Source organism: Enterobacter sp. ECC-175 (assembly GCF_043968675.1).
In the GTDB taxonomy this organism is placed as follows: Bacteria; Pseudomonadota; Gammaproteobacteria; order Enterobacterales; family Enterobacteriaceae; genus Enterobacter.
On the sequence record NZ_CP143776.1, the window covers coordinates 2,441,406 to 2,467,571 of the forward strand.

General features: G+C 56.9%; 29 protein-coding genes and 1 other annotated feature. Of the genes, 16 read left to right on the forward strand and 13 right to left on the reverse strand.

Annotated elements, in window-relative coordinates; translation table 11 throughout:
* Positions 1 to 17 precede the first annotated feature (17 nt).
* From V1599_RS11530 to hxpB, 3 genes are all read right to left on the reverse strand, one after another.
* Positions 18 to 1,409: an L-cystine transporter gene (locus V1599_RS11530; RefSeq protein WP_395300062.1), complete on the reverse strand. Its 1,392-nt coding sequence runs from the start codon at positions 1,407 to 1,409 to the stop codon at positions 18 to 20.
* 127 nt (positions 1,410 to 1,536) lie between these two features.
* A complete protein-coding gene (locus tag V1599_RS11535; RefSeq protein WP_395300063.1) occupies positions 1,537 to 2,127 on the reverse strand; it encodes a metal-dependent hydrolase in 591 nt (196 codons plus the stop codon).
* A gap of 150 nt (positions 2,128 to 2,277) precedes the next feature.
* On the reverse strand, positions 2,278 to 2,949 hold the full coding sequence (gene hxpB / locus V1599_RS11540; protein WP_112009447.1) for a hexitol phosphatase HxpB: 672 nt from the start codon (positions 2,947 to 2,949) through the stop codon (positions 2,278 to 2,280).
* A 147-nt stretch (positions 2,950 to 3,096) separates the two neighbouring features.
* Here hxpB and V1599_RS11545 point away from each other — a divergent pair, with 147 nt between their 5' ends.
* The gene (locus V1599_RS11545) at positions 3,097 to 3,633 is read left to right on the forward strand and encodes a YniB family protein (RefSeq protein WP_112009448.1); all 537 of its coding nucleotides are present in this window, start codon (positions 3,097 to 3,099) and stop codon (positions 3,631 to 3,633) included.
* 34 nt (positions 3,634 to 3,667) lie between these two features.
* On the opposite strand, the gene V1599_RS11550 is transcribed toward V1599_RS11545, so the two are convergent.
* The 3 genes from V1599_RS11550 to pfkB all read right to left on the reverse strand — a co-directional run bounded on the left by V1599_RS11550 (position 3,668) and on the right by pfkB (position 5,957).
* Positions 3,668 to 4,528, reverse strand: coding sequence for a fructosamine kinase family protein (locus V1599_RS11550; RefSeq protein WP_395300064.1), 861 nt, complete (start codon positions 4,526 to 4,528; stop codon positions 3,668 to 3,670).
* Between the two features lie 104 nt (positions 4,529 to 4,632).
* Positions 4,633 to 4,923 carry a type V toxin-antitoxin system endoribonuclease antitoxin GhoS gene (gene ghoS / locus V1599_RS11555; RefSeq protein ID WP_112009450.1) on the reverse strand — a complete coding sequence of 97 codons (291 nt, stop codon included), beginning with the start codon at positions 4,921 to 4,923 and terminating at the stop codon, positions 4,633 to 4,635.
* A 101-nt stretch (positions 4,924 to 5,024) separates the two neighbouring features.
* Positions 5,025 to 5,957, reverse strand: a complete 933-nt coding sequence (gene pfkB / locus V1599_RS11560) for a 6-phosphofructokinase II (RefSeq protein ID WP_395300065.1) — start codon at positions 5,955 to 5,957, stop codon at positions 5,025 to 5,027.
* A gap of 295 nt (positions 5,958 to 6,252) precedes the next feature.
* Here pfkB and V1599_RS11565 point away from each other — a divergent pair, with 295 nt between their 5' ends.
* Positions 6,253 to 7,011 carry a YdiY family protein gene (locus V1599_RS11565; protein WP_112009452.1) on the forward strand — a complete coding sequence of 253 codons (759 nt, stop codon included), beginning with the start codon at positions 6,253 to 6,255 and terminating at the stop codon, positions 7,009 to 7,011.
* 229 nt (positions 7,012 to 7,240) lie between these two features.
* Here the strand turns inward: V1599_RS11565 and yniD are convergent, their stop codons facing one another.
* Both yniD and yncL read right to left on the reverse strand, forming a co-directional pair.
* Positions 7,241 to 7,348: a small membrane protein YniD gene (yniD, locus tag V1599_RS11570; protein ID WP_112009453.1), complete on the reverse strand. Its 108-nt coding sequence runs from the start codon at positions 7,346 to 7,348 to the stop codon at positions 7,241 to 7,243.
* Positions 7,349 to 7,449: 101 nt separating this feature from the next.
* Complete coding sequence (yncL, locus tag V1599_RS11575; protein WP_112009454.1) at positions 7,450 to 7,542, reverse strand: stress response membrane protein YncL; 93 nt, start codon at positions 7,540 to 7,542, stop codon at positions 7,450 to 7,452.
* 323 nt (positions 7,543 to 7,865) lie between these two features.
* On the opposite strand from yncL, the gene thrS reads away from it, so the two are divergent.
* The 14 genes from thrS (at position 7,866) to selO (ending at position 20,518) form a co-directional block, all read left to right on the forward strand.
* Positions 7,866 to 9,794 carry a threonine--tRNA ligase gene (thrS, locus tag V1599_RS11580; protein WP_297117760.1) on the forward strand — a complete coding sequence of 643 codons (1,929 nt, stop codon included), beginning with the start codon at positions 7,866 to 7,868 and terminating at the stop codon, positions 9,792 to 9,794.
* Between the two features lie 3 nt (positions 9,795 to 9,797).
* Positions 9,798 to 10,340, forward strand: coding sequence for a translation initiation factor IF-3 (gene infC, locus V1599_RS11585; RefSeq protein ID WP_023616141.1), 543 nt, complete (start codon positions 9,798 to 9,800; stop codon positions 10,338 to 10,340).
* A gap of 97 nt (positions 10,341 to 10,437) precedes the next feature.
* The gene (rpmI, locus tag V1599_RS11590) at positions 10,438 to 10,635 is read left to right on the forward strand and encodes a 50S ribosomal protein L35 (protein ID WP_003030583.1); all 198 of its coding nucleotides are present in this window, start codon (positions 10,438 to 10,440) and stop codon (positions 10,633 to 10,635) included.
* 50 nt (positions 10,636 to 10,685) lie between these two features.
* Positions 10,686 to 11,042, forward strand: coding sequence for a 50S ribosomal protein L20 (gene rplT / locus V1599_RS11595; protein WP_000124850.1), 357 nt, complete (start codon positions 10,686 to 10,688; stop codon positions 11,040 to 11,042).
* Positions 11,043 to 11,169: 127 nt separating this feature from the next.
* Positions 11,170 to 11,294, forward strand: a sequence feature (Phe leader region).
* Positions 11,175 to 11,219 (forward strand): pheST operon leader peptide PheM, encoded by a 45-nt coding sequence (gene pheM / locus V1599_RS11600; RefSeq protein ID WP_001386830.1) that lies wholly within the window; start codon positions 11,175 to 11,177, stop codon positions 11,217 to 11,219. (Overlaps the previous feature by 45 nt.)
* Positions 11,295 to 11,356: 62 nt before the next feature.
* Positions 11,357 to 12,340, forward strand: a complete 984-nt coding sequence (gene pheS / locus V1599_RS11605) for a phenylalanine--tRNA ligase subunit alpha (protein WP_033145275.1) — start codon at positions 11,357 to 11,359, stop codon at positions 12,338 to 12,340.
* A 15-nt stretch (positions 12,341 to 12,355) separates the two neighbouring features.
* The gene (pheT, locus tag V1599_RS11610; protein ID WP_395300066.1) at positions 12,356 to 14,743 is read left to right on the forward strand and encodes a phenylalanine--tRNA ligase subunit beta; all 2,388 of its coding nucleotides are present in this window, start codon (positions 12,356 to 12,358) and stop codon (positions 14,741 to 14,743) included.
* A 4-nt stretch (positions 14,744 to 14,747) separates the two neighbouring features.
* Complete coding sequence (ihfA, locus tag V1599_RS11615; protein WP_003857805.1) at positions 14,748 to 15,047, forward strand: integration host factor subunit alpha; 300 nt, start codon at positions 14,748 to 14,750, stop codon at positions 15,045 to 15,047.
* 103 nt (positions 15,048 to 15,150) lie between these two features.
* Positions 15,151 to 16,131: a vitamin B12 ABC transporter permease BtuC gene (gene btuC / locus V1599_RS11620; protein ID WP_395300067.1), complete on the forward strand. Its 981-nt coding sequence runs from the start codon at positions 15,151 to 15,153 to the stop codon at positions 16,129 to 16,131.
* 30 nt (positions 16,132 to 16,161) lie between these two features.
* A complete protein-coding gene (locus V1599_RS11625) occupies positions 16,162 to 16,713 on the forward strand; it encodes a glutathione peroxidase (protein WP_112009458.1) in 552 nt (183 codons plus the stop codon).
* A complete protein-coding gene (btuD, locus tag V1599_RS11630) occupies positions 16,713 to 17,468 on the forward strand; it encodes a vitamin B12 ABC transporter ATP-binding protein BtuD (protein WP_395300068.1) in 756 nt (251 codons plus the stop codon). Before V1599_RS11625 ends, btuD begins: the two co-directional genes overlap by 1 nt.
* 74 nt (positions 17,469 to 17,542) lie before the next feature.
* Entirely contained in the window at positions 17,543 to 18,007 is a 465-nt protein-coding gene (locus V1599_RS11635) for an NlpC/P60 family protein (protein WP_112009460.1), read from the forward strand.
* A 293-nt stretch (positions 18,008 to 18,300) separates the two neighbouring features.
* Entirely contained in the window at positions 18,301 to 19,014 is a 714-nt protein-coding gene (locus V1599_RS11640) for an EAL domain-containing protein (RefSeq protein ID WP_112009461.1), read from the forward strand.
* A gap of 61 nt (positions 19,015 to 19,075) precedes the next feature.
* Positions 19,076 to 20,518, forward strand: a complete 1,443-nt coding sequence (gene selO, locus V1599_RS11645) for a protein adenylyltransferase SelO (protein ID WP_297117721.1) — start codon at positions 19,076 to 19,078, stop codon at positions 20,516 to 20,518.
* On the opposite strand, the gene V1599_RS11650 is transcribed toward selO, so the two are convergent.
* The 5 genes from V1599_RS11650 to V1599_RS11670 are packed head-to-tail and all read right to left on the reverse strand — an operon-like array spanning position 20,515 to position 26,158.
* Complete coding sequence (locus tag V1599_RS11650) at positions 20,515 to 21,294, reverse strand: heme ABC transporter ATP-binding protein (RefSeq protein ID WP_297117718.1); 780 nt, start codon at positions 21,292 to 21,294, stop codon at positions 20,515 to 20,517. The genes selO and V1599_RS11650 overlap by 4 nt on opposite strands.
* The gene (locus V1599_RS11655) at positions 21,287 to 22,279 is read right to left on the reverse strand and encodes an iron ABC transporter permease (RefSeq protein WP_297117714.1); all 993 of its coding nucleotides are present in this window, start codon (positions 22,277 to 22,279) and stop codon (positions 21,287 to 21,289) included. Before V1599_RS11655 ends, V1599_RS11650 begins: the two co-directional genes overlap by 8 nt.
* Complete coding sequence (locus tag V1599_RS11660; RefSeq protein WP_395300069.1) at positions 22,279 to 23,100, reverse strand: hemin ABC transporter substrate-binding protein; 822 nt, start codon at positions 23,098 to 23,100, stop codon at positions 22,279 to 22,281. The genes V1599_RS11655 and V1599_RS11660 overlap by 1 nt, the downstream gene beginning before the upstream one ends.
* Positions 23,097 to 24,125 (reverse strand): hemin-degrading factor, encoded by a 1,029-nt coding sequence (locus tag V1599_RS11665; protein ID WP_395300070.1) that lies wholly within the window; start codon positions 24,123 to 24,125, stop codon positions 23,097 to 23,099. The genes V1599_RS11660 and V1599_RS11665 overlap by 4 nt, the downstream gene beginning before the upstream one ends.
* 47 nt (positions 24,126 to 24,172) lie before the next feature.
* A complete protein-coding gene (locus tag V1599_RS11670) occupies positions 24,173 to 26,158 on the reverse strand; it encodes a TonB-dependent hemoglobin/transferrin/lactoferrin family receptor (protein ID WP_395300071.1) in 1,986 nt (661 codons plus the stop codon).
* Between the last annotated feature and the right edge of the window lie 8 nt (positions 26,159 to 26,166).

A 26,166-nucleotide genomic window follows, 5' to 3' on the forward strand; every position in this document is an offset into this window, starting at 1 on the left:
TTTTATGTTGAATGCGATTAACGGTGCGCCAGCTCGGCGTCCTCTTCGCTGTCCAAAATCGTTTTGTCGGTTTGCTTCAGCCACTGGCTGGTCAGCGTCCCGGCGGTCATCGAGCCGCTTACGTTCAGCGCCGTACGGCCCATATCGATCAGCGGTTCAACGGAGATCAGCAGCGCAACCAGCGTCACCGGCAGGCCCAGCGCGGGAAGGACGATCAGCGCGGCGAAGGTGGCACCGCCGCCCACGCCAGCAACCCCGGCAGAACTAATGGTCACAATACCCACCAGGGTCGCAATCCACACCGGGTCCAGCGGGTTAATCCCCACGGTTGGTGCTACCATCACGGCCAGCATGGCCGGGTAGAGACCCGCACAGCCGTTCTGACCGATGGTTGCACCAAAGGAAGCGGAGAAGCTGGCGATGGATTCCGGTACGCCCAGACGGCGCGTCTGCGCTTCCACGTTCAGCGGGATAGACGCCGCGCTGGAGCGGCTGGTGAAGGCGAAGGTCAGCACCGGCCACACTTTGCGGAAGTATTTCAGCGGGCTTACGCCGTTCACGCCCAGCAGGATGCCGTGGACAACGAACATAATGCCCAGACCCAGGTAAGAGGCAATGACGAAGCTGCCCAGCTTAATGATGTCCTGCAGGTTAGAGCCGGCGACCACTTTGGTCATCAGGGCCAGCACGCCGTAAGGCGTCAGCTGCATCACCAGGCGCACCAGCTTCATCACCCAGCTTTGCAGGGTATCGATGGCGGTCAGAACGCGTTCGCCCTTAGGCGCGTCGTCTTTCAGCAGCTTCAGCGCGGCCACGCCAAGGAATGCCGCAAAGATCACTACGCTGATAATAGAGGTTGGGCTGGCGCCGGTCAGGTCGGCAAACGGGTTCTTCGGAATGAAGGAAAGCACCATTTGCGGCACGGTCAGGTCCGCCAGTTTGCCAACGTAGTTGGTTTGAATCGCGGTTAGACGCGCGGTTTCAGCCGAACCCTGCACCAGACCTTCGGCGGTCAGGCCAAACAGGTTGGTCACCAGCACGCCCACCAGCGCCGCAATCAGCGTGGTGAACAGCAGGGTGCTGATGGTCAGGAAGCTGATTTTACCCAGCTGAGTCGCGTTATGCAGACGCGCCACGGCGCTCAGAATAGAGGCAAACACCAGCGGCATGACGATCATCTGCAGCAGCTGAACATAGCCGTTGCCGACGATGTTGAACCACTGAATGGAGTCTTTCAGTACCGGGTTGTCAGAGCCATAAATAGCCTGCAGTGCCAGACCAAATACAACACCCATTCCCAGACCGACGAGCACTTTCTTCGCCAGGCTCCACTGTTTGTGGCGCGTCTGCGCGAGAAGCAATAGCAATACGACGAACACGACAATGTTCGCGATGAGTGGAAAATTCATCCCCGTTCTCCTGATTTATTATATGGTCGGTTTTTACCGATCCTGTTGGCGCAAGGTTATCAGAAGTGTGATGTGGCGCTTATATCCAAATGGAATGGTTTATGACAAATGGGATTATTTTGTCGGTTTAATGTTCAATCTGGTGATGAATAAATCGATTGAACTGAAATTGCAGCGAATTGATCATCTGGGATGACCAGCGCACTGCACCATTTTCGGGCAGGCCCTGCGGCATCCACACCGCCCAGGCGAAGAGTGCCATGCAAAGTACGCGCTCAAGCTGGTTGCCTTTCTGCGGCACAAGGATGGGGAAACGAAAGCGCCAGCGGCAGGGCCACAGCAGCGGCACGCCGGCAGGAGTGAGCATGTCCGCAAGGATATGGCTCAGATAGCCGAGCACCATGCCCTGAATGGCGTCGGCGGGGACGATCCAGCTCTCGGGTACCTTCAGGTAAAACAGCGTGAGCAGGCCAAACACGGCCAGCAGGCTGTGGGTAAATCCGCGGTGCCCGAAGGCTCTGGCGATCGGCTTAGCGATCCATTTGAGCCGCTGCCCGAGAAACGATTTGGGGTGGTCGATATCGGGCAGCAGACAGGTCAGTACGGCCGAAGGGACGATATGCCACCAGTCGCCCTGCGCCAGCACGGGCGTCAGCTCAGCGTTTTTAGCAAACACCGCGCATGCGATTGAAAAAAGCAGGTGGCCTTCCGCCGTCATGATAAAACCCTGGAGACTGTCAATTCATCCAGTATAGGGTTTTTATACAGTACATGAAAGAGGTGACGGTGTAACTCTTTGTCACAATCCAATTAAAGCGATTAACCCGCGCCCCCGAAGGCCGTGCGCGAAGAACGCGGGTGGTTGACGCTACTTACCGAACAAATGCTGTGCGGTGAGTTCGGTCAGCGAGCTGAGCTTAACGTCAGCGAGCGCGAAGCGAGGATCGTGCTGGCCCTCTTCGGCAGGGACGACGATTGAGCGCATGCGTGCGGCTTTAGACGCCACCATGCCGTTAACGGAATCCTCCAGGGCCACGCAGGTGAGCGGGTCGAGGCCGAGTTTGGCGGCGCAGTCCATATACACCTGCGGGTGCGGCTTGCTGTAGGGCAGCTTTTCCGCAGAGGCCAGCGCGTCGAAGCTGTCGCGCAGCTCAAACATGGTCAGCACTTTTTCCAGCATATGCAGCGGCGACGCGGAGGCCAGCCCAACCTTGAGCCCGTTAGCTTTGCACAGGGCGACCGCCTCGCGAACCCCTGGCAGAAGCGGCTTGCTCTCTTCTACCAGCGAAATGGCGCGACTGATGATGCGCGACGTCACTTCAGCGCGATCGGGGCCCGTCCACGGCTGCTGGACATACCAGAGCTCAACCACCATATCGATGCGCAGTCCCAGCGTATCGGGCAGTTCGTGACGGCGGCTAATATCAACGCCAAGGCTGGCCATGACGTCCAGTTCAGCACGATCCCACAGCGGCTCGGAATCGATAAGTAATCCATCCATGTCAAAAATTGCGGCAAGAGTTTGGCGCGGTGTCGACATCACAACGTCTCCTTTTTTAGGGTGTACGACAGACGATAAGTGCTAAGTACCTACCGCAATTTAGCATAACGGTTTTAAAGAACGGGCGAAAATGATGGGCAGCAGGTAAACTTACGCAAAAATAACGCGTCTTTGAAAGGGGAACTGATGACGTATCAACAGGCTGGACGCATTGCGGTCTTAAAACGTATTGCCGGATGGGTTATTTTTATTCCTGCGGTCATTTCCACGCTGATTTCCGTACTCAAGTTTATGTACGACCACAGTGAAAAGCAGGCAGGAATTAACGCGGTCATGCTTGATTTTGCGCACGTCATGATTGAAATGATGCGCTTTAACACGCCGTTCCTGAACGTTTTCTGGTTCAATTCGCCAACGCCGGATTTTCACCAGCAGTTGAATATTGGGTTTTGGATCATCTTCGCCCTGATCTTCGTCGCCATGGCGCTGCAGGCCTCCGGCGCGCGCATGAGCCGCCAGACGCGTTTTCTTCGCGAAGGGGTAGAAGACCAGCTAATTCTTGAGAAGGCGAAGGGGGCGGAAGGGCTGAGCCGCGAACAGATAGAAGCGCGCATTGTCGTTCCGCGCCACACCATTTTCCTGCAGATTTTCCCACTCTATATCCTGCCCGTTATCATTATCGTGGCCGGATACTTTTTCTTTAAGCTGCTCGGCTTCCTGTAAAAACTGCGGGTGGCGTAAGGCCACCCGTTGAGCGCTACGCTGCCAGTACGCGCTCCAGGGCGCGCTCCGCGTGCACCAGATGCTGACCGCCAAACAGAATGGCGCGGTTGATCAAGGTGTAAAGCTGATAGACCGGCTGACGTTCAAGAAAACCGGTCGGAAGCGGCGATACGGACTGGTAGCCATCATAAATTTGCGGCGGCTGTTCTGGATGCAGAGGAAGCATGGCGAGGTCGCACTCCCTGTCACCCCAGTAGCAGGCGGGATCGTAGATATACGGCCCGTTCGGCCCAAGCGCGCAGTTGTCAGACCATAAATCACCGTGCAGCAGGGATGGCTGCGGCTGATGTGACGCAAGGCGCTGCTGGACGTGCTCGACTATCGCATCAATGTTGCCAAACGCCAGCCCCTTCTCGGCCGCCAGCTCCAGCTGCCAGCCAATGCGCTGCTCGGCAAAAAAGGTAGACCACCGGCGCTGCCAGGCATTTGGCTGCGGCGTGGTGGAAAGATCGTTATCGAAATCCAGGCCAAACTGAGGCTGATCGCTCCACTGGTGCAGCCGGGCAATCTGCTGCCCGAGGATAAAGGCGTTGTGGGCATCCAGCGGACGGGGCGGAAGGTAGTCCATGACCAGGAAGCTGTAGTCGCGGTCGCTTCCGACCGCCAGCACCTGAGGAACCGCAACCGTTTTACTGCGTGAAAGCAGCTCAAGCTGGTCCGCTTCGGCGGTAAAAATGGGCAACAGTTCTCGCTCGTCGGCCTTAACGAAAAGATCCCGACCCGCGTAGCGTAAATGCCACGCGGCGTGAATTTCTCCGCCCGGCAGTTCGGTACGCAGTTCGATTTCACCTTCACCCAGCTGTTCACTTAAAAGATGATTGATAGCCTGCCACATGATGCCTCTCCCATGTTGTCTGCCAGATCATAAAGTTAGCGCATAACGGCTGTATAAAATACGAACTAACGCACACCTGAGCGGTTTAACGTCAGGCAGGGCACTTAATGTTCTTTTTTGTGCCACGCCTCCCAGGTATCCACCTCGATGGCGGTGGCTTTATCGGTTACGCCTTCGGCGAGGCTGCTGGCCAGCGCCTTAACGTCGTTCGAATCGAGCGGGCTTATCAGGCCAAAAGTCATTGGCCCGAGATCGTGGGTATTGCCTTCCTCGTCCGTAAGCGTCAGGAGGAATTTCGCCTGGGAAAAGGCGTTGTTAAGTTCATTTAGTTCAGTCAGCGACGCTTCATGGATCTTAACCGTAACCACGTAGCGTGTGAGATCGCCACTGCTCATATTTCACCTCATTGTTATTCTGAAAGTTTTCTTAGCATAGTCGATGGCGCGGGTTTGGCGACCCGCGCGCGCAATCGCCCCGATAAAGAAGGGGGAAGGGGCTAGCTTCTGGACAGGTAATCGACAATTTTTTGGGTGTCCGCCAGCGAACACAGGCGCGTGCCCTGGTTTAGGGTGGCGGCGCTCCCCGCAGCGACGCCATAGCGCGTCATCTCCAGAAGGGATGCGCCCTGAGCCAGCTTTAGGGCCATGGCGCCGACCATGCTGTCTCCTGCGCCCACGGTGCTTTGGCTCTTCACCGGTGGCGGGACGATCTGTACACATCCGTTCTCATCCACGGCCAGCGCCCCCTGTGGGCCGAGCGAAACCACCACGCGGCGGGCTTTGCCGCTGTGAACAAGCTCCTCTGCCGCAGAGCGCACGTCATCTGGCTCGGTCAGTTCACGGTTGACCAGCGCGCTTAGCTCTTTCTGGTTCGGTTTTACCAGCTCGAGCCGGCCCGGCGCGAGCGCCGCGTGCAGGGCCTCGCCGGAGCTGTCGACAATGCACCGAACGTCACGCTGCTGTGCTGCCTGAATGAGCGACGTGAGTTTTTCCGTTTTTACGCCGGGCGGGAGGCTTCCGCTAATCACCAGCAGCGCGCCGCGGGGGATGGCCAGCACTTTCTCTTCAAGACGGCGAAACTCATCATCGGACAGCCTTGCTCCAGGCATTACGAACCGGTACTGCTCGCCGCTGGATTCAACGTGAACGTGCAGGTTTTGGCGGGTCCATTCCCGCGCCTCGACCGTGGAAACGGCGACCTGCTCATCGGCAAGCAGCGAGATCAGATGTTCCCCGGTCGCGCCCCCGGCCGGGAAAATAGCGGTCGCTTTTCCACCGAGATGCGTAATGGCCCGCGCTACGTTGATCCCGCCTCCGCCCGGTTCGAATACGGGGGCGCTGCAGCGTAGTTTACCTTCCGGATAAATCTGCGGCGTCAGGGTGGCAGAATCGAGAGAAGGGGAAAGGGTTAGGGTATAGATCACGTCCATCATTACCTCCTTTTTATAAGGGTATCCTTAAGCCTGGCACCTATCGGCAGGAAGGGAAAGTAAATAACAGTATGATTTTAAATACGAATGCTGACAAAAGTAGGGCTGGCGATATATAAACGAAATAACTTTTTGAGATCGTTCTTATTCAAAAAATGAAATAAGAAATCATTGCTATGTTATTTGCGGCTTTTTATAATTTGTTACCTTTCTCTGGACGCCTTGTCATTGATCCTCAAGAAAGTTTCCGGGACCGTGATGGTCTCTTTTTTTGTTGTACGGACTCCTTAATAAAATGAAGCTTTTGAAGACAGTACCCGCTGCACTGATGCTGGCGGGTGGCGTGTTTGCGTCAATGAATGCAGCCGCCGATGATTCCGTTTTTACTGTCATGGACGATCCTGCCACCGCGCAAAAACCGTTCGAAGGTAACCTGAACGCAGGTTATCTGGCACAATCCGGTAATACCAAAAGTTCCTCTCTGACCGCAGACAGCACCCTGACCTGGTATGGGAATACCACCGCATGGTCTCTGTGGGGCAATGCCAGCAACACTTCCGCGAACGATGAGCGATCTTCAGAGAAATATGCCTTAGGCGGACGTTCACGCTACAACATGACGGATTATGACTATCTTTTTGGCCAGGCAAGCTGGCTGACCGACCGTTACAACGGCTATCGCGATCGCGACGTGTTCACGGCAGGTTATGGTCGTCAGTTCCTGAACGGGCCGGTTCATAGCCTTCGCTTCGAATTTGGTCCGGGCGTACGCTATGACAAGTACACTGACGGTGATACCAAGACGCAGCCGTTAGGCTATGCGTCTGGCACCTACGCCTGGCAGATGACCGACACGACGAAATTCACCCAGGGCGTATCGGTGTTTGGCGCAGATGATACGACGCTAAACTCTGAGACCGCGCTGAACGTGGCGATTAACGAGCATTTTGGACTGAAAGTGGCCTACAACGTCACCTGGAACTCTTCGCCTCCAGATACTGCACCGGATCATACCGACCGCAGAACCAGCATTTCCTTAGGCTATAAAATGTAATACCGATGGGCCGATATAGAGTCGGCCCATTTTTATTTTAATCAGATATTATCTACGTCTGTTCGTCATAAAAAAGCGGTCTCGATAAACGGCAAAAATTGCAGAATTAAATAAATAGTTATGCAGTTAAACGGAAGGGAAAATAAAAAACGCAGAAATCTTCTTCGAACGCCGTCATCCATTTTGCCCGGCAGCCCATTGAAGTCTTTACGGATTTTCTTAGGTATGGCTAGCCCCAGATCATGGCTGCCCAGCGCAGTAGCAGCATTGCACCGCAAATCGCAATTAAAACCAGCACCATTTTCCAGTGTTTTGCGGCAAATCGTTTCGTTGGCATAACCTGACCCCTGAAATTTGATATTTCGATTCTATCAAAGTATGCCGCAGTTTGCGCATTATTCAGGAGGACAGGTTATGGTGTTGCTAGCAACGATTGTTTCAGAACCAGTTGAATCTGTTCGCAAGGATCAACACCAAACCGGCAGCTGAAAGTACGTTCAATATCACGACGGTTCGACTGGATACGTTCATATAAAGCCCTCTAAAGGGTGTAAAGGCCTGTTCAAGAATAGCTCAGCGTTAAGGATTTGCGAGCCACTGGCTGCAAAGCGAGCAAACTCATGCCAAAGCATGAGATGCGCGTTCTGGTTACAGAGGATGCAATCCGTTGCCTAATAGTGTTAACATTACAAGGCTTGCCGTAAATCCGCATTTTTCTGATTTTCGCTAGCGCATGATGACGAGCCAATTTGACGATTGTTGGTTAGATGGTGTCGTAATCTACTGTTAAATCACGATTATTTTCTTTGTATATGCTCTTATGTGTGGGGCATCACTGCAAATAAGGATATAAAATGCCTGTAATTACTCTTCCTGATGGTAGCCAACGCCATTTTGATCACGCCGTTAGTCCAATGGATGTTGCTCTGGACATCGGTCCAGGACTTGCAAAAGCAACTATCGCTGGCCGCGTAAACGGTGAGCTGGTTGATGCCTCCGATCTGATTGAAAGCGATGCGACGCTTGCCATCATCACGGCGAAAGACGAAGAAGGTCTTGAGATCATTCGTCACTCCTGTGCGCACCTGTTAGGTCATGCAATTAAGCAGCTCTGGCCAAACACCAAAATGGCGATCGGTCCGGTTATCGACAACGGTTTTTACTATGACGTTGATCTTGACCATACCCTGACTCAGGAAGATATCGACGCGCTCGAAAAACGTATGCACGAGCTCGCCGAAACTAACTACGACGTCATTAAGAAAAAAGTCAGCTGGCACGAAGCGCGTGAAACCTTCGTGAAGCGTGGCGAGAACTATAAAGTTTCTATTCTTGACGAGAACATCTCGCATGATGACAAGCCTGGCTTGTACCATCACGAAGAATACGTCGACATGTGCCGCGGGCCGCACGTGCCGAACATGCGTTTCTGTCATCACTTCAAACTGATGAAAATCGCGGGTGCCTACTGGCGCGGCGACAGCAACAACAAGATGCTGCAGCGTATTTACGGTACCGCGTGGGCAGATAAAAAAGCCCTGAACGCCTACCTGCAGCGCCTGGAAGAGGCCGCTAAACGCGACCACCGTAAAATCGGCAAGCAGCTTGACCTGTATCATATGCAGGAAGAAGCGCCGGGTATGGTGTTCTGGCATAACGACGGCTGGACCATCTTCCGCGAACTGGAAACCTTTGTGCGCTCGAAGCTGAAAGAGTACCAGTATCAGGAAGTGAAAGGCCCGTTCATGATGGACCGTGTGCTGTGGGAAAAAACCGGCCACTGGGACAACTACAAAGATGCGATGTTCACTACCTCGTCTGAGAACCGTGAATACTGCATCAAGCCAATGAACTGCCCGGGGCACGTTCAGATCTTCAACCAGGGTCTGAAATCCTACCGCGACCTGCCGCTGCGTATGGCAGAGTTCGGTAGCTGCCACCGTAACGAGCCATCGGGTGCATTGCACGGTCTGATGCGCGTTCGTGGCTTTACTCAGGATGATGCGCATATCTTCTGTACGGAAGATCAGGTACGTGATGAAGTTAACGCCTGCATTCGTATGGTCTACGATATGTACAGCACCTTTGGCTTCGAGAAGATCGTGGTCAAACTCTCAACGCGTCCGGAAAAACGTATCGGTAGCGATGAGACATGGGATCGTGCTGAAGCGGATCTCGCCGTCGCGCTGGAAGAGAACGGTATTCCGTTCGAATATCAGCTGGGCGAGGGCGCATTCTACGGTCCGAAAATTGAATTTACCCTGTATGACTGCCTCGATCGCGCATGGCAGTGCGGTACTGTACAGCTGGACTTCTCCCTGCCGCAGCGTTTAAGCGCCTCTTATGTTGGCGAAGATAACGAGCGTCAGGTACCGGTCATGATTCACCGCGCAATTCTCGGATCGCTGGAGCGCTTCATCGGCATCCTGACCGAAGAGTTCGCAGGCTTCTTCCCAACCTGGCTTGCGCCAGTGCAGGTCGTGGTGATGAACATTACCGATTCTCAGGCGGATTACGTTAAAGAATTGACGCAGAAACTACAAAATGCGGGCATTCGCGTAAAAGCAGACTTGAGAAATGAGAAGATTGGCTTTAAAATCCGCGAGCACACTTTACGTCGTGTCCCTTATATGTTGGTCTGTGGTGATAAAGAGGTGGAAGCAGGCAAAGTCGCCGTTCGCACCCGCCGTGGTAAAGACCTGGGGAGCCTGGACGTAAGTGAAGTGATTGAGAAGCTGCAACAAGAGATTCGCAGCCGCAGTCTTCAACAACTGGAGGAATAAGGTATTAAAGGCGGAAAACGAGTTCAAACGGCACGTCCGAATCGTATCAATGGCGAGATTCGCGCCCAGGAAGTTCGCTTAACAGGTCTGGAAGGCGAGCAGCTGGGGATTGTGAGTCTGAGAGAAGCGATCGAAAAAGCTGAAGAAGCTGGAGTAGATTTAGTTGAAATCAGCCCTAACGCCGAACCGCCAGTTTGTCGTATCATGGACTACGGCAAGTTCCTTTATGAAAAGAGTAAGTCTTCTAAGGAACAGAAGAAGAAACAAAAAGTTATCCAGGTTAAGGAAATTAAATTCCGTCCTGGTACCGACGATGGCGATTATCAGGTAAAACTCCGCAGCCTGATTCGCTTTCTGGAAGATGGCGATAAGGCCAAGATCACGCTGCGTTTCCGCGGTCGTGAGATGGCCCACCAACAGATTGGTATGGAAGTGCTTAACCGCGTCCGTGACGATCTGAGTGAACTGGCAGTAGTCGAATCCTTCCCTACGAAGATCGAAGGCCGCCAGATGATCATGGTGCTCGCTCCTAAGAAGAAACAGTAAGGCCTTCAAGTAGCAAAACCTGTGAAGCCTTCGGGTCTCATAGGTTTTGTTCGCCTATGTTTCGTTTATTTAACAATGCGAAGTGGAAGTAATTAAGATGCCAAAAATTAAGACCGTACGCGGTGCTGCTAAGCGCTTCAAAAAAACCGGTGGTGGTGGATTTAAGCGTAAGCACGCAAACCTGCGTCATATTCTGACCAAAAAATCTACTAAGCGTAAACGTCACCTGCGTCCAAAAGGCCTTGTTTCTAAAGGCGATCTGGGTCTGGTTATCGCGTGCCTGCCGTACGCATAAGCCGTTAACGTTTAATTTTTTACTAAGAATATAGATACAGGAGAGCACATATGGCTCGCGTAAAACGTGGTGTAATTGCACGTGCACGTCACAAGAAAATTTTGAAACAAGCTAAAGGCTACTACGGTGCGCGTTCACGCGTTTACCGCGTTGCCTTCCAGGCTGTTATCAAAGCAGGTCAGTACGCTTACCGTGACCGTCGTCAGCGTAAGCGTCAGTTCCGTCAACTGTGGATTGCGCGTATCAACGCAGCAGCACGTCAGAACGGTATTTCTTACAGCAAATTCATCAACGGCCTGAAAAAAGCCTCTGTTGAAATCGACCGTAAGATCCTGGCTGACATCGCAGTATTCGACAAAGTAGCGTTCACCGCTCTGGTCGAAAAAGCGAAAGCAGCACTGGCATAAGCCAGTTGAGAGAGGGGGCTTTGCTCCCTCTTTTATTATTTGGGGTATAACCCTATCAGAAGATTGACATTTATCCGTGCAGGCTTTTCAATAAGGTCTTATCGGTTTTTTACCACGCAAGGTAACGCAAGCATGAATGCTGCTATTTTCCGCTTCTTCTTTTACTTTAGCACCTGAACTCAGGAGGCTAGCGCGTGAAAGATGAAACGAAAAACAGCGCCAATTAAGCCTCCTGATGGAGGCTTTTTTTGTGTCTAAATTCGAGAGAGTAAGTCCACCAAATCGGTGTCTGCACCGACATAATGAGGAAAACCATGTCACATCTCGCAGAGCTGGTTGCCAGTGCAACGGCCGCCATTAACCAGGCCTCAGATGTTGCCGCGTTAGACAATGTCCGCGTCGAATATCTGGGCAAGAAAGGGCATTTGACCCTTCAAATGACTACCCTGCGTGAACTGCCAGCGGAAGAGCGTCCGGCAGCGGGTGCGGTGATCAACGAAGCCAAAGAGCAGGTTCAGCAGGCGCTTAACGCCCGTAAGGCCGAGCTGGAAAGCGCGGTGCTGAATGCCCGCCTGGCCGCTGAAACTATCGACGTTTCACTGCCCGGTCGTCGTATCGAAAACGGCGGACTGCATCCGGTCACCCGTACCATCGATCGTATTGAAAGTTTCTTCGGTGAGCTCGGCTTTACCGTGGCGACCGGCCCGGAAATCGAAGATGATTATCACAACTTCGACGCGCTAAACATTCCAGGCCATCATCCGGCACGCGCTGACCACGACACTTTCTGGTTTGACGCCACGCGTCTGCTGCGTACCCAGACATCCGGCGTACAGATCCGCACCATGAAGGATCAGGAGCCGCCGATTCGCATCATCGCGCCGGGTCGCGTATACCGTAACGACTACGACCAAACGCACACCCCGATGTTCCATCAGATGGAAGGCCTGATCGTTGATAAAAACATCAGCTTCACCAATCTTAAAGGCACGCTGCACGACTTCCTGAACAACTTCTTTGAAGAAGATCTGCAGGTTCGTTTCCGTCCATCCTACTTCCCGTTCACCGAACCGTCCGCAGAAGTTGACGTGATGGGCAAAAACGGCAAATGGCTGGAAGTGCTGGGCTGCGGCATGGTGCATCCAAATGTACTGCGCAACGTGGGGATCGATCCGGAAGTTTACTCCGGCTTTGCGTTCGGCATGGGTATGGAGCGTCTGACGATGTTGCGCTATGGCGTGACCGATCTTCGCGCATTCTTCGAAAACGATCTGCGTTTCCTCAAACAGTTTAAATAAGGGCAGGACAGAACAATGAAATTCAGTGAACTGTGGTTACGCGAATGGGTGAATACCACCCTCGACAGCGAAGCGCTGTCTAACCAGATCACGATGGCGGGTCTGGAAGTGGACGGCGTTGAGCCGGTATCAGGCGCGTTTACCGGCGTGGTTGTCGGTGAAGTGGTAGAGTGCGGCCAGCATCCTAACGCCGACAAGCTGCGCGTGACGAAAGTAAACGTGGGCGGCGAACGCCTGCTGGATATCGTCTGCGGCGCGCCAAACTGCCGCCAGGGGCTGAAAGTGGCCGTGGCAACCGTGGGCGCGGTGCTGCCGGGCGATTTCAAAATTAAAGCCGCAAAGCTGCGCGGTGAGCCATCCGAAGGGATGCTGTGCTCGTTCTCCGAGCTGGGCATTTCCGACGACCACAACGGCATTATTGAGCTGCCGCTGGATGCGCCAATCGGCACCGACATCCGCGAATACCTGAAGCTTGATGACAACACCATCGAAATCAGCGTAACGCCAAACCGCGCTGACTGCCTGGGGATCCTCGGCGTCGCGCGCGACGTGGCCGTGCTGAACCAGGCCGAACTCAACGCGCCGGAAATCGTGCCGGTTGAAGCAACCATCACCGATACGCTGCCTATCGAGGTTGAAGCCGCAGACGCCTGTCCGCGCTACCTCGGCCGCGTGGTTAAAGGTATCAATGTTAAAGCGCAGACCCCGCTGTGGATGAAAGAGAAGCTGCGTCGCTGCGGTATTCGTTCTATCGACGCCGTGGTTGACGTCACCAACTACGTTCTGCTGGAGCTGGGCCAGCCAATGCACGCGTTCGATAAAGATCGTATCGAAGGCGGCATCGTTGTGCGTATGGCGAAAGAGGGTGAACCCCTGGTTCTGCTGGACGGCAGCGAAGCAAAGCTGAACGCGGATACGCTGGTCATTGCCGACCACAACAAAGCGCTGGCCATGGGCGGCATCTTCGGCGGTGAACATTCCGGCGTAAACGACGAAACGCAAAACGTGCTGCTGGAGTGTGCCTTCTTTAGCCCGCTCTCCATTACCGGTCGCGCGCGTCGCCACGGCCTGCACACTGACGCTTCTCACCGCTACGAGCGCGGCGTTGACCCTGCGCTGCAGCACAAGGCGATGGAGCGTGCGACCCGCCTGCTGATCGACATCTGCGGCGGCGAAGCGGGTCCGGTTATCGATGTGACCAACGAAGCGACGCTGCCGAAGCGTGCGACCATTACCCTGCGCCGCAGCAAGCTGGATCGTCTGATTGGCCATCACGTTGCCGATGCGCAGGTGACCGACATTCTTCGCCGTCTGGGCTGCGAAGTGACGGAAGGTCAGGACGAGTGGAAGGCCGTTGCGCCATCCTGGCGTTTTGACATGGAAATCGAAGAAGATCTGGTGGAAGAAGTGGCCCGCGTCTATGGCTACGACAACATTCCCGACGAGCCGGTGCAGGCGGGTCTGGTGATGGGGACCCATCGCGAAGCCGACCTGTCCCTGAAGCGTGTTAAAACCATGCTGAATGACAAAGGCTACCAGGAAGTGATCACCTACAGCTTCGTCGATCCTAAGCTGCAGCAGCTGGTCCACCCGGGTGAGGAGGCGCTGATCCTGCCAAGCCCAATTTCAAGCGAGATGTCCGCCATGCGTCTGTCCCTGTGGACGGGCCTGCTGGGGACCATCGTCTACAACCAGAACCGTCAGCAAAACCGCGTGCGAATTTTCGAAAGCGGTTTGCGCTTTGTGCCGGATAATCAGGCAAGTTTAGGCATCCGTCAGGATCTTATGCTGGCAGGCGCCATTAGCGGCAACCGCTATGAAGAGCACTGGGACCAGGCAAAAGGCACCGTTGATTTCTATGATATGAAGGGCGATCTGGAAGCGATTCTCGATCTGACCGGTAAATTGTCTGAAATTGAATTTCGTGCGGAAGCGATTCCTGCCTTGCATCCGGGCCAAAGCGCGGCTATCTATTTAGAAGGTAAACGCGTTGGTTTCATTGGGGTTGTGCACCCTGAGCTGGAACGTAAGTTCGACCTCAACGGCCGTACCATCGTGTTTGAGCTGGAGTGGAGCCCGGTTGCTGACCGCGCGATCCCGCAGGCGCAGGACGTCTCTCGCTTCCCGGCAAACCGCCGTGATATCGCGGTTGTGGTCGCAGAAAACGTTCCCGCAGCAGATATTTTGGCCGAATGTAAGAAAGTTGGCGTAAATCAGGTAGTTGGCGTAAACTTATTTGACGTGTACCGCGGCAAGGGCGTAGCAGAAGGTTTCAAGAGTCTTGCTATTAGCCTTATCCTTCAGGATACCAGCCGTACACTCGAAGAAGAGGAGATTGCCGCTACCGTCGCCAAATGTGTAGAGGCATTAAAAGAGCGATTCCAGGCATCATTGAGGGATTGAACCTATGGCGCTTACAAAAGCTGAAATGTCAGAATATCTGTTTGATAAGCTTGGGCTTAGCAAACGGGATGCCAAAGAGCTGGTAGAGCTGTTTTTCGAAGAGATCCGTCGTGCTCTGGAAAATGGTGAGCAGGTAAAACTCTCCGGTTTTGGCAATTTTGATTTGCGAGACAAAAACCAACGTCCGGGTCGTAACCCGAAGACGGGGGAAGATATTCCCATTACAGCCCGCCGCGTGGTGACCTTCAGACCCGGCCAGAAGTTAAAGAGCCGCGTCGAGAACGCAACGCCCAAAGCAGAGTAATATGAGCTAACTAAAAAGGCCGCAGTCGCGGCCTTTTTTCTTTGCGAAGTTGAGCAAATCCACATTAAAATCAACCACATCTTATTCTGATGACGCACAGCCTATGCTTGATTTCGCCCGCCGCCAGTACCGTTCCGATCGTCGTCGCCTGATTGCGCTTGTGCTCCTGCTCATCGCTGCCGCCACGGTCAGCCTGAGCGCGGGCGACCGCTGGTTTGGGCCTGAAAGCTGGCTGAGCCCGGACGGCCAGCTGTTCGTCTGGCAAATCCGCCTGCCGCGAACGCTGGCGGTGATCCTGGTGGGGGCGGCGCTGGCTATTTGCGGCACGATGATGCAGGCGCTGTTCGAAAATCCGCTGGCGGAGCCGGGGCTGCTTGGCGTATCAAACGGAGCCGGCGTGGGGTTGATCGCTGCCGTAATGCTGGGCGGCGGCGCGCTTTCGCTCTGGGAAGTGAGCCTGAGCGCGATACTTGGCGCGTTGCTGATCACCCTTATCCTGCTGCGGTTCGCCAGACGCCATCTCTCGACCAGCAGGCTGCTGCTCGCGGGCGTGGCGCTTGGGATCATCTGTAGCGCCCTGATGACGTGGGCAGTCTATTTCTCTACCTCCTTTGACCTGCGCCAGCTGATGTACTGGATGATGGGCGGCTTCGGCGGCGTTGACTGGCATCAGGGATGGCTCATGCTGCTGCTTGTCCCTGCCATCCTGTGGGCATGCTGCCAGTCCCGGCCGCTCAATCTCCTCGCCCTGGGTGAAACGTCGGCCCGGCAGCTTGGCATGTCGCTTGGCCTGTGGCGCAACGTACTGGTGATTGCCATTGGCTGGATGGTCGGCGTCAGCGTGGCGCTGGCGGGAGCGATCGGCTTTATCGGCCTGGTGATCCCCCACATGCTGCGGCTGTGCGGCATAACCGACCACCGCACGTTACTTCCGGCCTCAGCAGCTGCCGGTGCCACCACGCTTCTGCTTGCCGACATCATCGCCCGGCTCGCCCTGACGGCCGCCGAGCTGCCAATAGGCGTGGTCACCGCTACGCTGGGCGCGCCGGTGTTTATCTGGCTATTATTAAAAGCCGGACATTAAAACACCCGTAAGACAACCTGAGGGAATGCTATGCAGTCTGATATTTTGAATACCGAAGTGACTACCATTGATGGCGAAAAAACCACGCTGGAAGGCTTTAAAGGTAACGTGCTGCTCATCGTCAACGTGGCGTCAAAATGCGGCCTGACGCCGCAGTACGAGCAGCTGGAGAACATACAAAAAGCCTGGGAGAAAGACGGTTTCACCGTGCTGGGGTTCCCGTGCAACCAGTTTCTCGGCCAGGAGCCTGGAAGCGAAGAAGAGATCAAGACGTTTTGCAGCACCACCTACGGCGTAACGTTCCCCATGTTCAGCAAAATCGACGTCAACGGTGAAAATCGTCATCCGCTGTACGCGAAGCTGATTGCCGCCGCGCCGACGGCCGTAGCGCCAGAGGAGAGCGGATTTTACGAGCGAATGGCCAGCAAAGGCCGCGCGCCGCTTTATCCTGACGATATCCTGTGGAATTTCGAAAAATTCCTCATCGGCCGCGATGGGCAGGTTGTCCAGCGTTTCTCCCCGGATATGACCCCTGAAGATCCGATCGTGATGGAATCTATCAAGCTGGCGCTGGCGAAATAATGACGCAGCTGATGCAGCTCACGGACGTTGCTGAGAAAGGACGTCTGGAGCCCCTGACCGCATCCCTCAATGCCGGTGAAATCCTGCATCTTGTCGGGCCTAACGGCGCGGGTAAAAGCACGTTGCTGTCGCGGATGGCGGGCCTAAGCGCGGGCGAAGGCGCGATAACCCTGCTCGATCGTGCGCTCAGCGACTGGCCAGCAGTCGCTCTGGCGCAGCGGCGAAGCTACTTAGTTCAGCAGCAGATGCCTCCCTTTGCCATGCCCGTCTGGCACTACCTGATGCTGCATCTGCACGACAAAACCCGCACCGCGCTGCTCGCCGAGGTGGCGACCGCCCTTGGGCTGGAAGACAAGCTGGACCGGCATGCCAGCCAGCTCTCAGGAGGAGAGTGGCAGCGCGTGCGGCTTGCGGCGGTGGTGCTGCAGATCCACCCTGCGGGGAACCCGCAGGGAAGGCTGCTGCTGCTTGATGAGCCAATGAGCGGACTGGACGTTGCCCAGCAGGCCGCGCTGGACGCGCTGCTGAGCACGCTTTCCGCTCAAGGGATTGCCGTCGTAATGAGCAGCCATGATTTAAACCACACCCTGCGCCACGCGCATCGGGTCTGGCTGCTGGCCCGCGGGAAGCTGATAGCCAGCGGGGCGCGGGATAGCGTGTTAACGCCGCCTAATCTGGCAAGCGCGTATCACATGCCGTTCCGCCGTCTCGATATTGAAGGGCACAGAATGCTGATTTCCACCGGGCACGAGTAACCGTTTCTTGCGCGGTAGCACAATTGCACGCTAAATTACGGAAAGAACAAAAAAAGCAGAGGATTCGTCTGAAAATGCGATTCTGGTTTCTCCTTGTGGCAGCGTTAATTCTTGCGGGATGCAGTAGCCATCGCGCACCTCCACCCAATCCGCGCCTTTCGGATTCAATCACGGTCATTGCCAGCCTGAACGACCAGCTCAGCAACTGGCGCGGCACGCCGTATCGCTATGGCGGCATGAGCCGCGGCGGCGTGGACTGCTCGGGCTTCGTGCTGATGACCTTCCGGGATAAATTCGATCTTCAGCTGCCGCGGGAAACGCGCATGCAGGCAGAGATCGGCACGAAGATTGATAAAGATGAACTGCTGCCCGGCGATCTGGTCTTTTTCAAAACGGGGGCGGGTGACAGTGGCCTACACGTGGGGATATATGACACAGACAACCAGTTCATTCATGCGTCAACCAGTCGCGGGGTGATGCGTTCTTCATTAGATAATGTGTACTGGCGAAAAAACTTTTGGCAGGCGCGACGTATTTAACACATTGCCACTTGCGAATATTACGATGACCTGGTATGAATAAACTTCGCCAGGTTTCATCGAAAGATGATTAAAGTGAAATTTATGGCGAATAAGTAATGCCACTATATGACTGTTTTATCTAAAACTAGCTATTAGGCTGTTTCCAGGATAAGATTATTTTTAGGTTCAGGGATAAATCAGAAAATTAAAACGGAACTGATGAAATTAATCTTATTAAAATCAATACAGTGGAATTGTGTCGGCAATTGCTCCAGGATGTCCTCTCTTATCTTTAATGCGGGGCGAGCGCGATGATTATCACGCTAGATAATGCTTACCAGTCAGAACTTTTTTTGCTTCCTGCGCGTAATAGTGTAGGGGAGCTTAAAGGTTTAGACGTAATGGCTAACTTTACTGGCGTAGGTACGGATGTCCGTATCCCAACCGAACTGGTTCTCCCTCATCTTTCTCCTAAAGAAGAGCTGGCGCTGTTTCACGAAAAACTGCAATTGATTGAAAACTGCCAGCTGTTCTTTATTCAGCACCAGCTAATTGCATGGATAAATATTACACCTGCAATTGTTGAGTACTTATTAACTGATGATAATGCGGTTTCATTAATGAATCGTTATCCGTTTCTGGAGTTAACTGTTAATGAGAACTATCCGGGTTTAAATAGCGGCAAAGACGATCTTACTCTGGCCAGGATGGTAATCCATTTTCCGCTGGTGCTGGCGAATTTTGGCGCGGGCGGGGCATCCCTGAAAGCCGTTTTTGATGGACTGTTTAAACGCGTGATTGTCGATAAAGGTTTTATTCAACAGCGCGCCCAGGAACTCTCCTTCGATCCGTTTATACGCGCCATCCTGTGGCAAATAACGCCGCATTGCCAGTCGGTGTTAGTCTCCGGCATTGACGATCACGCCCTGTTGCAGCAGGTTCTGCCCTTTAACTTCTTTGCCATGCAGGGCAACCTTTGGCCTGCCGTGACGGCAGAGCGCGTGACGTCGCTCGTTCAGGCATAACCCTTCTCTTCGCCCGTGTTTAAGCGCAGGTAAACCCTCTACACTAAAAGCAGGAGGACCTATGACCCTGTCTTTTACCGCACACTGGCATGACGAACTGCCCGGCTTTTACACCGCGCTAAAACCCACACCGTTACAGAATGCTCGCCTTGTCTGGCATAACGCTGCGCTGGCGGACTCGCTCGCCGTTCCCCCGGCGCTGTTTCATCCATCGCAGGGGGCTGGCGTCTGGGGCGGCGAAACGCTGCTGCCCGGCATGCGGCCTTTGGCGCAGGTCTACAGCGGACATCAGTTCGGCGTCTGGGCCGGACAGCTCGGCGATGGCCGGGGAATACTGTTAGGTGAACAACCGCTTGCCGACGGCAGCACGGTAGACTGGCATCTGAAAGGCGCGGGCCTGACGCCGTACTCGCGAATGGGCGATGGCCGCGCGGTGCTGCGCTCCACGATCAGAGAGGCGCTGGCGTCAGAGGCGATGCACGCTCTGGGTATTCCTACCTCGCGCGCGCTGTCGATAGTGACCAGCGACACGCCGGTCTACCGCGAAACCGTAGAGCAGGGGGCCATGCTGATGCGCGTGGCGGAAAGCCACCTGCGGTTCGGCCATTTCGAGCATTTCTACTATCGCCGCGAGCCGGAAAAAGTGCGCCAGCTTGCCGACTACGCCATCCGCCGCCATTGGCCGCATCTGCGGGACGAAGATAACCGCTACATTCACTGGTTCCGGGATATCGTCGCCCGCACCGCGTCGATGATTGCCCGCTGGCAGAGCGTGGGCTTTGCGCACGGCGTGATGAACACCGACAACATGTCCCTTCTGGGGCTGACCTTCGACTACGGTCCGTTTGGTTTCCTGGATGATTATCAGCCCGGCTATATCTGTAACCATTCCGACCATCAGGGGCGCTACCGCTTTGATAATCAGCCGGCGGTCGGACTGTGGAACCTTCAGCGCCTTGCGCAGACCCTGTCGCCGTTTATTGACGTCGAGGCGCTGAACGACGCACTCGACGGCTATCAGGAGGTGCTGCTGCGTGAATATGGCCTGCTGATGCGCGCTAAGCTGGGCCTGGTGACGCAGGAGAAGGGCGATAACGATATCCTGAACGGCCTCTTTTCGCTAATGGCCCGCGAGGGTAGCGACTATACGCGCACCTTCCGCATGCTGAGCGAAACGGCGCAGCGCGAGGCGGCGTCCCCGCTTCGCGACGAGTTTATCGACCGACAGGCGTTTGACGACTGGTTCGCCATTTATCGCGCGCGCCTACAGCAGGAACAGGTTGATGACGATGTGCGTCAGGCAAACATGAAGGCCGTCAACCCGGCGATAGTGCTGCGCAACTGGCTGGCGCAGCGCGCTATCGAGCAGGCGGAAAAGGGCGAGTACGGCGAGCTTCATCGCCTGCACGCGGCGTTACGCACGCCGTTCGCGGATCGTGATGATGACTACGCCAGCCGCCCGCCGGACTGGGGCAAGCGGCTGGAAGTGAGCTGCTCAAGCTAGGGCGAGAGAAAAACCTGCGGCACGGCGTGGGAAGGATGCCTGCCGACGTGAACCTGGGCGCCATACCAGCGCGTCAGCGCGTCGGTTTGCAGGACCCGCTCCGGCGTGCCCTGGGACACCATCCGACCCTGGTGCAACAGCAGGATGCGATCGGCCCACAGCGCCGCAAGGTTAAGATCGTGCAGCACGACGCAGACGTGCATATGCCCCTTACGCGTTAGCGATGCTAGCAGGCGCAGCAGATGCTGCTGGTGGTAGAGATCGAGCGCCGAGGTGGGCTCGTCAAGAAATAGCCAGCCGCGCGGCGCGCCGCGATGCCAAAGCTGCGCCAGCGCGCGGGCAAGCTGAACGCGCTGCTGCTCGCCGCCGGAGAGGGCGTTGTAGTGCCTTCCCGCCAGCGGTGAACAGCCGGTCAGGCGCATCACCTCAGCAACGATCGACGGCTCGGGACGCTGGCTCCACGGCGCCCGCCCCATGCCAATCACGGCCTCGACGGGCCAGTCAAAGCCAAGCTGCGCGTGCTGGCGCATTACCGCCCGGTAGCGGGAAAGCGTTTCAGGCGACCACTCCTTGAGCGGCTTATTTGCCAGCACGCACTCACCGCCGGTCGGCGTGAGATAGCCCGTCAGCAGGCGAAGAAGGGTGGATTTTCCCGCGCCGTTCGGCCCAATCAGCGCAACCATTTCGCCGGGAGATAGCGTGAGGGAAACGTTATCAATCAGCACTCGCCCCGACTGGGTAAACGATATGTTGTCCGCGCAAAACCGTTCAGCCATGCTGACCTCCACGACGAAAAATTAGCCACAGGAACCACGGGGCGCCGAGCAGGCTGGTCAGCAGGCCGACCGGCATCTCCGCCGGGGAGACCAGCGTGCGGGCGATCGTATCCGCGATCAGCAGCAGCAATGCGCCCGCCAGCACGGAGCCGGGGATCGCCGCGCGGTGATCGGCCCCAAGCCACATGCGCACCAGGTGCGGCACCACCAGGCCGACAAAGCCGATCACGCCGCTGACGGCAACGGCGGCGGCCACCAGCAGCGCGCTGCACAGCAGCAACACGCGCTGAACCACCGCAACGTCTACGCCCAGGTAATGCGCCTCCTCTTCACCCAGCTGCAGCAAATTGAGCGCCCCGGCAAGCCGCCAGATTACCAGCACCGTGGGGATCATCAGGGAGGCCACGGCCAGCAGCGTTGACCACTGCGCCTGGCCGAGGCTGCCCATGCCCCACAGCGAAAGCTGGCGCAGCTGGGCGTCATTGCTGAGCCACGAGAGCACGCCAACCGCCGCGCCGCACAGGGCGTTAATGGCAATTCCCACCAGCAGCAGGCGGGAGAGCGAGCCGTCGCGCTGCTGGCTCAGGAAGAAAATAACGACCGTCGCCGCCAGCGCGCCAAGAAACGCGGCGAGCATAGGCGCATAGAGCATGATCAGCGCCGGCAGGGAGAGCGGAAGCACTACCCACAGGGCCACGGCCAGCGCCGCGCCGCTGCTGATCCCTAGCAGGCCGGGGTCGGCCAGCGGGTTACGAAACAGCCCCTGCATGACGCAGCCTGAAAGGGCCAGCGACCCGCCGATGACCAGCGCCAGCAGCACGCGGGGCAGGCGGATCGTCAGCCAGATCTGGCGGAGCGCCTCATCGCCGTGGCTCCACAGCAGGCTGAGCGGGAGGCGCAGCGCGCCAAAGCCGGTTGCCGCGAGCGTCATGCCCGCCAGCAGCGCGGCAAGCGCCCACAGTGAAAATGCGGTGCGCCGGGCCATCAGGGCAGCTGTTCCGCTTTGGTTCGCAGGGCCAGAATGGCCCCCGGCGTTCGCACGCTAAAGCCCAGCAGAGCCATATCGTCAACCACCAGCACCTCCCGGTTGCGTCCCGCCGGGGTATGCGCCAGCCCGGGCAGCTTCCAGAGGCTGGCCACGCCGCCCATCGCGTCGATGCCGTCTTGGGATATCACGACCAGATCGGGACGGCTGGCGATGACGCCTTCCTGCGACAGCGGCTGGTAGCGGCTAAAGCCCTGCATGGCGTTTTGCAGCCCGGCCGCGCGAATGGCCGCGTCCGCGCCCGTCTGCTGCCCCGCGGCCATGGCGGTCATTCCGCCGTGGCTGAGGATAAACAGCACCCGCTTGTTGAGCGGGGAGGCGGGCAGCGCAGCCAGCGCGTCGCGCAGCGTTTTGCGCAGGATCTCCCCCTGCGCCTCGCGGTGGGTCGCTTCGGCAATGACCCGCACCTTTTCATCTATCGCGCTCAGCGCGCTGCTGCCGGGAACGGTAACAACCTTCACGTCGCTCTGCTCGGCCTGCTTTAGTGCCAGAGAGGGCTGCGCCTGCGCGCTCGCCAGCACCAGCGTTGGGCGAAGAGAGAGGATCCCTTCCGCGTTAAGCTGGCGCAAATAGCCGACGTCCGGCAGGGCGTTCGCGGCCTGCGGCCACCGGCTGGTGCTGTCGCGGCCTACCAGTGACGATTGCGCATCAAGGGCATAGACAATCTCCGTGACGTCTCCCCCGAGCGCCACCATTCGCTCCTGCGCGGCGGCGAGCGCCATCAGGGGCAGAGCGCCGAGCAGGGCAAGCCACGTTTTCATGCGGCAAGCCCCGTCGAGGTAAGGGCGTCAATCTGGCTGCGCCAGCGGGCCTGCTCCGGCTCGCCTTCGGTACGCTGTCCGTACAGCTGGGCGATCTGCGTGCCGTCTGCTGCGAACAGCTCGAGGCTAGTGACGTGCCCGTCCGCGGTTGGCTTACGCGTGACCCAGGTTTCCGCGATCGTCTCTTCCAGCAGGTGCAGGGTGAAGCTGGGGTTGAAAATATTCAGCCAGCCCTTCATCGGCACCACCTTTTCAACCACCCCGGTAAAGATCTGCACGCAGCCGCGGTTGCCCACGAAGACCATGATCTCGTTCCCGTCCTGGCGCGCGGTGTTTAGTAGCTGCGCCAGAGCGGTATTCTCAACCTGACAGGCGAGATCGTCACCCACGAGGCGAAAGGCCTGCTGGCGGCTGAGGTTATGACGCTTCAGCAGGCTGAAGAACTGGTGCACGTCGGTCATGGCCCGCCACTCTTTGTCTACGGTGACGGCATCCGCGCTATCAGCGTGGGCGGACACGTCTGCGGCCTTCAGCGCAAGCGGCGGGTTGTCGGCAGCGATAAAGCGCGTCAGCACGTTGGCCCAGGCGGAAACGTCGGTGTTATCCGTGGTGTAGACCTTGAGCAGCGCATCGCCCTGGTGGTCGAAGAACTGAATGCTCTGACGCGCGCCGCGCGCCGTGGTTTCGCTGATGTGGAACGCGCTCGCCCACTGGTTGAGGAACAGGCGCAGATCCAGCGCGCGCGGGTTCAGCACCAGCCCGGCGTGGCCGCTAAGGTGCTGGTTTGTAAACGCGCCCACCTGCTCGTGGACCGCGTATTCGTTGCGGCAGATGCACTTGGTTTCGCCCACGGCTTCCAGCGCGCCCAGTACGTCGCGGATGTCGCCATGCAGGCGCCAGGCGTCGTGCCCGACGCGGGCAAAGGCGAGCTCCGCTTCGCTGATGTTCAGCATGCCTGCGATATCCCGCGCGTAGTTGCCCGGATGTTGTTCTTTTAGCTCAAGCCAGCGTGTGTAGTGATGCATTATCTCTTCCTTATCAATATGCGCCCCGGCGCGGCGGGGCGAGCGGATTACCACTGATAGCTTACGAAAATCTTGCCGTTACGCCCGTCCTGCGGGATGCCCTGCGGTGACCAGTACGCTTTATCGAAGGCGTTGCCCAGCACCAGCGTGGTGGTCACGCCTTTCAGCTGCGCCTGACCTTTATAGCTGACGTAGAAATCATTGACCGCATAGCCGGGCTGCTTGCTGTAGCTGCTGCTGACGTGCGTGGAGCGGTCGGCGAACGTCCCGACCCAGCCCACTGAGAAGCCGCTTTGCGCCACCGGAATATCCAGCTTGCTGGTCACCGTGTCTGGGTTGATGCTGGAAATGTACTCGCCGGTATTGGTGTCCTTGCCGCGCGTGCGGTTGTAGGCCACGTCCAGGTTGAACAGGTCCGTCGAATATTTGGTCATCACGTCCCAGCCCCAGATTTTGGCGTCAGGAACGTTGTAAGACGTGGTGGTCGCGGCGGCAAAATCGACGGCGGTGGAGATGTAGTCTTTGGCCTTGGTATCGAAGTAGCTCGCCTTAAACTCCAGGGCATCGTTTGCCAGCAGCAGGTTGTCAAAGCGCAGGCCCAGCCCGAACTCCTGCGTTTTATTGGTTTCCGGGCGCAGGTTTGGGTTCGGTACCCAGTAGTTAGTGTAGAAGCTGCCGATGGAGAAGTGCTTTGAGTCGTTATACATTTCGCCCATGGTTGGGGCGCGGAACGCCTGCGCGTACGAGCCGAACAGCATCAGCCAGTCGGTTGGGCTGACGGTTAACCCGGCGCGGGAGGACCATTTGTCCGCATCCACGTCGTTATAGCCCTGGCTGCTGCCGCGGTAGCTGTCGTAGCGGGTGCCGCCCAGCAGGGTGACCGGCACGTCGCGCAGGGTGATTTCATCCTGCAGCCAGCCGGAGCTGAAATCGATTTTGGCGTCCGGGAAGCCGGTGGTTGTGCCGCCCGGATGCTGCTCCTGACGGTAATACTCTCCGCCGTAGGTCAGCAGGTGCGAGGCAAAGGAGTCGCTGAACAGGCGGGTGCGGTTTTCCACTTTTCCGCCTTTGGTGGTCTGCTTGCGAAATTCGCCCGTGCCGTCAACGTTCTGGGCATTGATGCGCGCCTCCGACCAGTAGATTTTTACGTCCGCGTTCAGCCAGTCGTTCCCTTCTGGCGCAATGCTGTAGCCGAGCTGCGCGTCGCGCTGGATGGTCGAGCGGTCGGTCATCGGGTTGCTGCTGGCGCTGGCGTCCGGGGTTTGCGGGTTCTTCGGCTCCTGGGCGTCGTTATTGTAGTAGCGCAGGGAGCCGCTCAGCGTCTGGGCCGGATCGATTTTCCAGCTGCCCTTCGCCAGCATATTATTTATCGACTCATCGTTTGGCGCCGTCGTCCCGTTGCTCTGGCGGAGATCGCCGCGGTCGCGGCTCGACCAGGACAGCAGCCCGTCGAGCGTGTCCGTGCGGCCGTACGCGCTGGCGCCCATGCCAAGGCTACGATCGCCGGTTGCGCCGGTGCCAAACACGCGATAGCCGCTGTTTTTACCCGGCTCCAGCAGATCTTTTGCATCGACGGTATCGTAAGCGATCACGCCGCCCAGCGCGCCGCTGCCGTACAGCAGCGCGGACGGACCGCGTACCACTTCGATACGCTTGATCAGGGCCGGATCGAGGAAGGTGCTGTTGAGGTGGCCGGTGTCGGTGCCCTGGCGCACGCCGTCGACCAGCACCAGCACGCCGCGGCGGTCGTAGCCGCGCAGGTTCACGTCCTGGCCGTTGGTGCGCCCGGTGCCTTCCAGCGTCAGGCCCGGCACTTTGCGAAGCAGGTCCGCGGCAGAGCTGGCGGTCTGGTTTTCGGGCGCGGTGGCGTCAATCACGCTCACCATCATCGGCGCTTCAAAGGCGCTGCGGGCGTTGCCCGTGGCGGTAACGGTAATGTCATCTGCGGCAGCAAACGCGACGCCCGGCAGGGTGCTGACAATCGCCAGCGCCAGAAGTGAAGGGCGCAAAGACGCGGAATGCAGGTGTGGCATAGCAACTC